The 9,242-nt window shown below is 72.5% G+C and carries 7 protein-coding genes and 1 pseudogene; 1 reads left to right on the top strand and 7 read right to left on the bottom strand.

The window, feature by feature from the left end:
- Positions 1-715 (bottom strand): annotated as a pseudogene (locus ACIBAF_RS27040) (Toxic cation resistance protein); the annotation flags it as partial.
- Positions 716-981: 266 nt separating this feature from the next.
- On the opposite strand from ACIBAF_RS27040, the gene ACIBAF_RS27035 reads away from it, so the two are divergent.
- Entirely contained in the window at positions 982-3,084 is a 2,103-nt protein-coding gene (locus tag ACIBAF_RS27035; protein WP_399466380.1) for a PhoX family protein, read from the top strand.
- Positions 3,085-3,130: 46 nt separating this feature from the next.
- Here ACIBAF_RS27035 and ACIBAF_RS27030 read toward each other — a convergent pair whose 3' ends face one another.
- The 6 genes from ACIBAF_RS27030 to tnpA all read right to left on the bottom strand — a co-directional run.
- A complete protein-coding gene (locus ACIBAF_RS27030; protein ID WP_399466378.1) occupies positions 3,131-5,080 on the bottom strand; it encodes an FUSC family protein in 1,950 nt (649 codons plus the stop codon).
- Positions 5,081-5,110: 30 nt separating this feature from the next.
- Complete coding sequence (locus ACIBAF_RS27025) at positions 5,111-6,127, bottom strand: endonuclease/exonuclease/phosphatase family protein (RefSeq protein ID WP_399466376.1); 1,017 nt, start codon at positions 6,125-6,127, stop codon at positions 5,111-5,113.
- 78 nt (positions 6,128-6,205) lie between these two features.
- On the bottom strand, positions 6,206-7,012 hold the full coding sequence (locus ACIBAF_RS27020) for an alpha/beta fold hydrolase (RefSeq protein WP_399466375.1): 807 nt from the start codon (positions 7,010-7,012) through the stop codon (positions 6,206-6,208).
- A 99-nt stretch (positions 7,013-7,111) separates the two neighbouring features.
- The gene (locus ACIBAF_RS27015; RefSeq protein WP_399466374.1) at positions 7,112-8,032 is read right to left on the bottom strand and encodes a hypothetical protein; all 921 of its coding nucleotides are present in this window, start codon (positions 8,030-8,032) and stop codon (positions 7,112-7,114) included.
- A gap of 298 nt (positions 8,033-8,330) precedes the next feature.
- The gene (locus ACIBAF_RS27010; RefSeq protein ID WP_399466373.1) at positions 8,331-8,774 is read right to left on the bottom strand and encodes a hypothetical protein; all 444 of its coding nucleotides are present in this window, start codon (positions 8,772-8,774) and stop codon (positions 8,331-8,333) included.
- Positions 8,775-8,996: 222 nt separating this feature from the next.
- Positions 8,997-9,242: IS200/IS605 family transposase (tnpA, locus tag ACIBAF_RS27005; protein WP_399466372.1), on the bottom strand; the 246-nt coding region annotated here is incomplete at its 5' end.

Raw genomic sequence — 9,242 nt, 5'->3', positions numbered from 1 at the left:
CCTCGGTCTCCGGCTCGGCTGCAATCGCCTCGGCCTCGGGCTCCGTCGCCTTCGCGGCTGCGATCGGCTCGGGTTCGGTGACCGCTTCCGGCGCGGCTTCCTCCGCCTCGGTCTCCGGTTCCGTCGCCTTCGCGGCTGCGACCGCCTCCGGCGCGGCTTCCTCCGCCACTGGCTCCGTCACCGGCTCCGCCTCGGCCGCGGCGTCCGCCGTGGGGTCCGCCTCCGCCTCGGTCGTCGGCTCGTCCGCTGTGGGCTCGGCCGTCACCGCCTCGGCCGTCGGCTCCTCCGCCTCGGCCGTCGGCTCCTCCGCCTTGGCCTTCGGCGTTGGCTTGTCCTTCTCGGCGTCAGCCTCAGCCGCGTCCTCAGCTGACCTTGTCGGCTTGGGGACCGTTACGTTGTCGAAGGCTGCTGCGACGAGGTCGTGCTCGTCGGTGGTTGCCGGGCGGGGTTCCGGGACCTGGGCCGTCGGGGTGGGCCTGGGGGTGGGTTCGGGGGAGGGGGAGGGGACCGTCGGTTCAGGCGTCGACGTCGTCGTCGATGCCGTCGCGGACGGCGCCGACGGCGTCGACGTGGGGTCGGTGCCGTTCGACTGCTGGTCCCGCTCCTCGGAAGCGGTCTGTTCCTGCGAAGGAACCTGTTCCGCACCCTCCGCCTCGGCGGCCCGCTCCTTGCGTGACCGTCCGAACGCGTTCCGCAGGAGAGTGAGAATGCCCATGTGCGCAACCCTTCGCGTGAGTTGAAGCCCGTCAATCCCTGGCCAGGACGGACACGTAAGGTTAGCGGCCCCGGGTGGTGATCTTGGGCAGGGGTGAGTGCAAGGAATCCGGGTGTGTCAATACCGCCTCGGCACCCCCTCCGCGCAAGTCCAACACCCTTCTGGCGGCCGGGGATTCACTTTCCGTTCATCCCGCAGCAGCGCATCCGCACATGCGTACCCCTACGGTCACGCTGATACCAAGGGCACGCAAGGGGAGAGTAAAGGTGCGCAAGCTACTGCCGATCATCGGGACTCCGTCCGGCTCGCATCCCGGCGGGCGATCCGCCATGACCTGCCGTTTCCGGTGTGGTGACGCCTGCTTCCACGAGGTGCCCAACACCAGCGACAACGCATACGTCGGCGATGTCATCGTCGGGGCGCTCGGCCGCCGCGCCATGATGCGCACCGCGGCGGTCGTCACCGTCGCGGCCGCCGCCGGGACGGCCGGTGTCGCCGGCGCGCTGCCGGCCGCCGCCGCCACGCCGGGCGCGCAGGCGACGACGTCCGGAAAGCATCCCGAAAAGCCTGCCGGAAAGCCTTCCGGCAGGAGCGCTCGCGGGCTGCGCTTCACCGCCGTCGCGCCGAACACCGCCGACGCGGTCACCGTCCCCGACGGGTACCGGCAGAACGTCGTCATCCGCTGGGGCGAGCCCATTCTGCGCGGCGCGCCCGCCTTCGACCCGGAGAAGCAGACCGCCGCCGCCCAGGCCGGACAGTTCGGGTACAACAACGACTTCCTGGCGCTGCTGCCGCTGCCCGGTGAGTGCGACCGGCAGCTGCTCGTCGCCAACCACGAGTACACCAACGAGATCCTGATGTTCCGCGGCTACGACCCCGCCAACCCCACCCGGCAGCAGGTCGAGGTGGCCTGGGCGGCGCACGGTCTGACGGCCGTCGTGGTCGAGGAGGACCGGCGGACCGGGAAGCTGACCGCCGTCCCCCGCCACCACCTCAACCGGCGCGTCACCGCCACCACCGAGTTCCGGCTCACCGGCCCCGCCGCCGGATCGGACCTGCTCAGGACGTCCGTCGACCCGACCGGCACCAAGGTCCTCGGCACGCTCAACAACTGCTCCGGCGGCACCACCCCGTGGGGCACGACGCTGCACGGCGAGGAGAACTTCAACCAGTACTTCGCCAACAGCAGCCGGGCCACCGACAAGCGGTACGGGATCGGCACCGGGGCCACCGAGCGCAAGTGGGAGCGTTTCGACAAGCGTTTCGACGTCGCGCAGGAGCCGAACGAGGTGCACCGGTTCGGGTACGTCGTCGAGTTCGACCCGTACGACCCGACGTCCACGCCCCGCAAGCACACCGCCCTCGGCCGCTTCAAGCACGAGGCGGCGACCGTGCGGCTGACGGACGACGGGCGGCCCGTCGTCTACACCGGGGACGACGAGCGGTTCGACTACTTCTACAAGTTCGTCGGCAGCAAGCGCATGAAGAAGGGGTCGAGCCGGGCCGTGCGCGAGCACAACCTGTCCCTGCTCGACGAGGGCACGCTGTACGTCGCCCGTCTCACCGGCGACTCCCCCGCCGTCGAGATCGACGGCGCCGGCAAGCTGCCCGCCGACGGTGAGTTCGACGGCAGCGGCGAGTGGATCCCGCTGGCCACCGCGACCGCCAAGGGCGCCGTCTCGCACGTCGAGGGGATGAGCGCGGAGGAGGTGTTCGTCTTCACCCGCCTCGCCGGTGACAAGGTCGGCGCGACGAAGATGGACCGGCCCGAGGACATCCAGCCCTCGCCCGTCACCGGCAAGGTGTACGTCGCCCTCACCAACAACACCAACCGCGGTGTCGGCGCGAACGCCAAGGCCGACGAGGCCAACCCGCGCAACGCCAACAAGCACGGGCACATCCTGGAGCTGACCGAGCGCCGCGGCCGCCCGGAGAGCACGACGTTCGCCTGGTCGCTGTTCCTCGTCGCCGGCGACCCCGACGACCCGGCGACGTACTTCGCGGGCTTCCCGAAGGACGACGTCAGCCCGATCTCCTGCCCGGACAACGTGGCCTTCGACCCGCACGGCAACCTGTGGATCTCCACCGACGGTAGCCAGCTGGGCTCGCACGACGGACTGTTCGGCGTCGCCACGCGCGGTTCGCGGCGCGGTGAGCTGAAGCAGTTCCTGACCGTGCCGACCGGCGCGGAGACCTGCGGTCCCGTCATCCAGGACCGGCGGGTGCTGGTAGCGGTGCAGCACCCGGGCGAGGCGGACGGCGCCTCGGTGGAGAAGCCGGCGAGCACCTGGCCGGACGGCGCGGGGAAGATCGTCCGCCCGTCGGTGGTGGCGGTGTGGCGCGCGGACGGCGAGGACATCGGCGTCTAGGGCCTGTCCGGCGGATCAAGTCGGAGGAAAGCAGCGGCAGCGCTCGTCAGGGCCGCTGGGGTGAGGTGATCGCCCTTGCCGCGGCGACCTCCTGGCGCAGGGGTTCCAGGACGCTGCCGGGCGGGCCGGTCAGGTCCGTGCGGACGGGGTACAGGACCTCCGTGTCGTGCAGGCCCTCGGCCAGTTCCCGCAGCTGCCGCGTGATCTGACCGACCTCCCGCTCCGACGGCGGTTCGGCTCCGTGTTTCACCCGGACCCGGGCCGCCGTCGTCGCGTCGACGATGCGTTCCACGGCGACGACCAGCGGCCACCAGGCCGCGGCCCGGCGGCCGGTGGGCGGCGGCTCGGTCAGGGCGCGCTGGAACTCGGTGCGGATGACGGACAGGTCGCGGTAGAGGCGGCGGCGCATGCGGGCGCGGGCGGCCGGGGCGACGTCCGGGCCGAAGGCGGCGTCGACGTAGCGGGCGGTGTCCGCGACCGTGTCGGCGAGGCGGGCGCCGACCCGGGTGTGCCAGCTCTCCGGCCACAGCAGATAGCCGGCCACCAGCGCGATCGCGCAGCCGATCAGCGAGTCCACCAGGCGGGGGAGCAGCAGCCCCGTGCCCTGGTGGTTCAGGATGTCGGAGAGGAGCAGGATCACCGGGGTGATGGCCGCCGTCTGGTAGCCGTATCCGCGGGGGGTCAGGGCGGGGATCAGCGGGGCGAGCAGCAGCATCGCCGGGACGTCCCACCAGCCCCTCGGCACCTGCGACAGCACCGCCGCCGCGACGACCAGCCCGGCGACCGTCCCCAGGGCGCGCAGCAGGGCCCGGGAGAACACGGACCCGAAGTCGGGTTTCAGGACGAACGTGATGGTCAGGGCCACCCAGTAGGAGCGGGCCACGGGGACGGTCGAGACGAGGACCTGGGCGAGTCCGATGCACAGGGCGAGGCGCAGGCCGTAGCGCCAGGAGCCGGCGGAGAGGGCGACGTCGCGGGCCGCGCGGGCGGCGCGTACGCGCAGGGCCGCCGGACGGCCGAGGCGGTCGTCGAAGCCCCGCGGGTCGATGTCGGGCGCCGCGACCACCTCGGCGGCGTGGCGCAGGGCGTGGTCGACGGCGCGCGCCGTCTCCGACCCGGGGGCGGGCAGGTGGAGGTCTATCGGTCCGGTGAAGCCGGTCTCCACGGCCCGCGCGAGGTGGCGTACGGCCTCCGGGACCTCCGTCGGCAGCGGCCGGCCGTTCAGATGGGCGGCGGGGGCCGCCTCCACCACCGGGGTGACGGCGTTCAACTGGGCTATCAGCCGGGTCAGTTCGGGACTCTGCCCGTGGTGCCGGGTGCGGCGGGCGAGGACGAGGTCGTACGACTGGTTCAGGGACTGGGTGACGGCGTGCCGGGCGTCCTCGTACTCGCCGGGGACGTCGCTGCCGCAGGCGGCCAGCAGGTCGGCGACCGTGCGATAGGCGGCGGCGACCGCGGTGCGTTCCGGCACCCCGGAGCGCAGCGGCCAGGCCAGCAGGGCGAGGAGGAGCACGAGCAGCCCGCCGCCGGTCATCAGGACGGACGCCAGCCACCACTGGCCCGGCATCGGCAGCCCCGCGCCCACGACGGAGTTGAGCAGGAGCAGCAGCCCGGCGACGGACGCCACGGCCCCGATCGTCGAGATCATCCCGGAGATCAGCGCCACGCCGGTGACGACGGCGACCGCCGTCCACCCGTGCCCGTACACGGCGCTGCCCAGGGTGATGCCGACGGCCCCGAACAGCTGCGGGACCGCGATGTTGAGGATCCGCATCCGGTAGGCGTCGGCGGTGTCGCCGATGACGCCGGACAGGGCGCCCATGGAGGCGAGCGCGCCGTACGCGGGCTGTCCCGCCGCCAGGCCGATCACCAGCGGCAGCGTCATGGCGAGCGCGGCGCGGGCGACGGCGGGCCGGTTGACGGGCGCCTGCTGGGGCCGAAGGTTCCGCACCAGCCAGTCGGGAGGGGTGAGGCCGATGGGGAACTCGCGGGACATGGCCTCATTATGAGCACCCTGCGCTGTCCGTCATCCCTGGTGGAGGGTGAGGTTCACGAGCAGCGCGCGGTGGTCGGTGCCGTCGAGGCGGAGGAAACGGGCGCTGCTCGCCGCGAACTCCTTCGACACGAGCACATGGTCGATCTGCGTGCCGAAGGCGGGCGCGGTGCTGCTCGGCCAGCTGGGCTCGCGGGCGTCCCCGGCGAGGCGTGCCGCGTCGCGCAGCCCGGTGTCGAGGATGCGGCGGAAGGCGGCGTGGTCCTGGGAGGCGTTGAAGTCCCCGGCGAGGACGAGCGGACCGGTGTCCCGGTACCGGGCGGCGAAGTCGCGCAGTCGCCCCAGTTCCCGCTTCCACAGGGACACCTGGCGGGGCAGCGGCGGCTTGGGGTGCGCGAGCTGGAGCCGTACGGCGTGCCCGTCGACGTCGGCGACGGCCCCCGGCATGCCCATGCTGCCGGGGACGGTGGCCGCGGCCCGCAGCGGATACCGGCTGAGGACGACGGACCCGACGGAGGAGTCCCCCGGCACGGCCTGCCGATACGGGTACTCACCGCCGAGCTCCCTGCGCACGGCCGCCTGACAGACGTACTCGCACTCCTCCACGAACACGATGTCCGGCCGTTCCCGCCGGACCACGGGGACGAGGGCGTCGGTCGCCCACCCGAACTCGACGTTCGACGTCAGCACCCGCAGCCCGGCGACGACCGGGCCCTTCGGCTCGTCCCCATCCCCGTACGGCTGGACGAACCAGGCGAGCAGCCCGGCGACGACCACGCCCCAGATCAGCCCCGGCCACCAGCGGGCGAGCAGGGACAGCGCCATCCCGATCCCGGCGGGCAGGAGCAGCCACGGCAGGAACGCCAGCACCTGCGGCACAGGGGTGACCGCGTCGGTGTCGACGACCCGGCACCCGACGACCAGACTCACCCCCGCCAGCAGCAGCCCCGCGCACCGGACGCCGAGCAGCCGGGCCCGGGGCCGTCGAGGGGCCGCCTCGGCAGTGCTCCCCCGACCCGGCGCCCCGTATCCCGCTCCGTCCCGTTCCATCCCGCCCCATCCTGCTCCATCCCGTTCCCTTCCAGGACTGTGCGATGAGGTCGGGGTCCAGGATGGTCTAGGACAGGTCTAGGACGCGTCGACCCGGGCCAGGAAGGCCGTGAGGGCGTCGTTGAACTCCTGCGGCCGCTCCAGGTTGGGCATGTGGGCCGCGCCTTCGACGATGTGCAGCGCGGAGTCGGGGAGGGCCGCGTGCATCGCCCGCGCGTCCGCTACGGGGGTGTACTCGTCGTCCGCGCCGACCACGACCAGCGACGGGACCGTGACGCGGGTCAGCAGGTCCCGGTAGTCGGGGCGTTCGGCTCGGCCTCGTAGGGCCGCCGCCGCGCCCTCGGGGGGCGTCGCCGTCATCATGCGGTGGACGTGGGCCTTGACGGCGGGGGCCGCGTAGGGGGCGACCATCTTGTCCAGGACCTCGTCGGCGTAGCCGCGCATGCCCTCCGCGAGGAGGCGGTCGGCCGTCTCGTTGCGGATGTGTCGGCCGGCGGGGGTCTCCGGCGCCGGGAAGGTGTCGGCGAGGACCAGGCCGCGGATCCGGTCGCCGAAGCGGGCGTAGCACTCCATGGCGATCTGGCCGCCCATCGACAGGCCGGCCAGGACGAAGGCGTCCACCTTCAGGTCGTCGAGCAACTCCTCGATGTCCTGGGCGAAGCGGGAGAGGAGGGTGATGCCGGGGACGACCGGGGAAGCGCCGTAGCCGCGCAGGTCGGGGGCGATCACCCGGCGGGTGGCGGAGAACGCCTCGATCTGCGGGGTCCACATCGTGCGGTCGAAGGGGTGGCCGTGGATGAGGACCAGGGGCGCCGGGGAGACGGCCGGATCCGTGGGAGACGTGCCTTTGTCATCGAATGCGAGAGATGCGGAGAAGGGGGACATGTGCTCGACCTTAGGGCCAACGGCTGCCGCCGCGCACCGGCATCGCCGGCACGCCGGGGACCGCCGTTGCCGTCGATCCGCATCGCACCCCGGACGCGGTCAGGCTCGGGCTCGCGTCGGCTCCGGAGGGGGAGTCGGCGTGGGCGCTGCGGGTCCTCGCCGGCGTCGCAGCAGCCGGGCCGCCGGCGAGTGCGGGTGGGTGAGCCAGGTCGCCGCCGCCACGGTCAGGCCTAGGGCGAACAGGATCCAGGAGGCCGTGCGCAGGGTGGCGGTGAGGGCGTCGTAGACGGCGGCCGCGGCCGGGCGATGGGCGGCGTCGGGGAGGTCGGCGAGGGTGAGGTGCCGGCCGATGGCGACGGCCAGACCCAGGAACGCGCCGCCCAGGGCGGTGCCGAGGGCCGTCGCCGTGATCGCCCGACGGCGGACGGCCGCCACGGCGATGCCGGCCACGGCGAACACGACGGCCGCCAGCGGCAGCCAGAAACCGGCTACGTCGAGCACGTGGTAGCCCTTCCGGAGTGCGACCAGTTCGTCGGGCGGGAGGAGCGCGACACGGGTGTGCGCCACGGGGACGCTGTCCGCGAACGGCACGTGGTCTGCGGTGAGTTGACGCTTGAGGGGGGTCGTCACGGCGGCGAGGTCCATGGTCACGGCGCGGGTGTCGCGGTCGGCGCTGTCGTCGTTCAGCGCCCTCATCACCGCCGTGTGCGCGGCCTCGTTGCCCGCGTCCCACGCGGTGCGGTAGGCGCGGGTCTCGGTGAAGGAGCGCACGGCGTCGCGGATGGACAGCCGGTCCGGGCCGTCCTCGACGCCGGCCTCGCGGGCCACGCCGTCGCCCAGCGTGTCCACGACCGCGTCGCGCACGGCCGGGTCGGCGGCCAGCGGCGCCATCGTGGTGACGTACCGGCCGGTGTCCGTCAGGTCGTACGCCGCCCAGGCCGCCAGCGTGCCGAACGGCGCGAGGAGGCAGGAGACGGCGATCAGGACGGCCGAGGCGGCGGTCCGCAGGCTTCGGGACACGACACCAGGCAACGGGGTGGGCGCGGGGCGCGCGAGCGGGGCGGGGCCACATGAGTGGCCGGGCCCTCGGTTCCTCCGGTGGAGGGATCACCCGAACGGGTGTTTCCTGGTTGTGGAGAGACGGAGGTCGCACAGGCGGCGCACGGGGGTTGGACCTCGTCGGGTGACCGGGACTGGATCCCGGTCGGCCGGTGAGTGGAGGGATGAGGGAACGCAAGAGCCCCGGCCACCATGCCGGGGCTCTTGTGGGTTCTCTTCGGGGCTCTTGCGGGTCCCCTGTGTCCCGTTTGCCGGGATGTCAGCGGATGCGGTGTCCCTCCGCGTCCTCGTGCGTGTAGTAGCGGTAGAAGGCCAGCGCGAAGACGGTTGCCGCGACGGCCAGGGCCATGCCCGTCGAGCGCAGGACGCTCGCGCCGGTCTCGCTGTACAGGAAACCGAAGGCGCAGCCCGCGAACGCCGTCCACATCAGGGCGTGCAGTTCGCGCCGCATGTGCGGGGCCAGGGCGTGGACGCCCATGTACAGCCCGGCGAACGCGATCGCGCTCACGAAGCCGAGCAGGACGTTCCAGCCGGTGATCGGGTCGCCCGAGCGGTTGTTGGCCGCGACCCAGTAGCCGTAGACGAGTCCGAGCGTGCCGGGGACCGCCCACTGGGCGATCCGGTGGGTGCGTTCGCCGAAGACGTCCGGCGTTCTTGTCGCGGTGGTCGTTCGCATGCTTGACGCGGGTGCCGCATGAGCCATGAGAGGACTCCTCTCTCCTCGCCCCTGCCTTCCAGGGCACACCTGGGCGGGGACGGTGGCAAGTCGGATGCAGCGGGTTGTGACACTGCGATGTGCGGAGAGTCTCAGGAAGCGCCTCTTGAGGCTCCCCTTTGCAGCAGCAGCGGTTACCGGGAGTCTTACAGAGAGTCCCGGCGTTCACGCCGGGGATGGATGCATCTCAAGACTGCTCTGACGTGCACTTTAGAGCGGACGTTTCTGCTGCTCGATGTATTGGCGGACGATCGTCAAAGGGGCTCCGCCGCACGAGGCGGAGAGGTAGGAGGGCGACCACAGGTGCCCGTGAGTGACGGAGCGGTTGATCCGGCCGGTGAACTCCTGCCGGATCCGGCGAGCGGAGACGCCCTTGAGGCTGTTGACCAGCTTGGAGACGGCGACCTTGGGCGGGTAGTCGACCAGGAGGTGAACGTGATCGCGTTCGCCGTTGAA

The organism is Streptomyces sp. NPDC051677 (genome assembly GCF_044453465.1).
In the GTDB taxonomy this organism is placed as follows: Bacteria; Actinomycetota; Actinomycetes; order Streptomycetales; family Streptomycetaceae; genus Streptomyces.
Note: the sequence above shows the minus strand (reverse complement) of the source record. Positions and strands in the feature narration are given on the sequence as shown.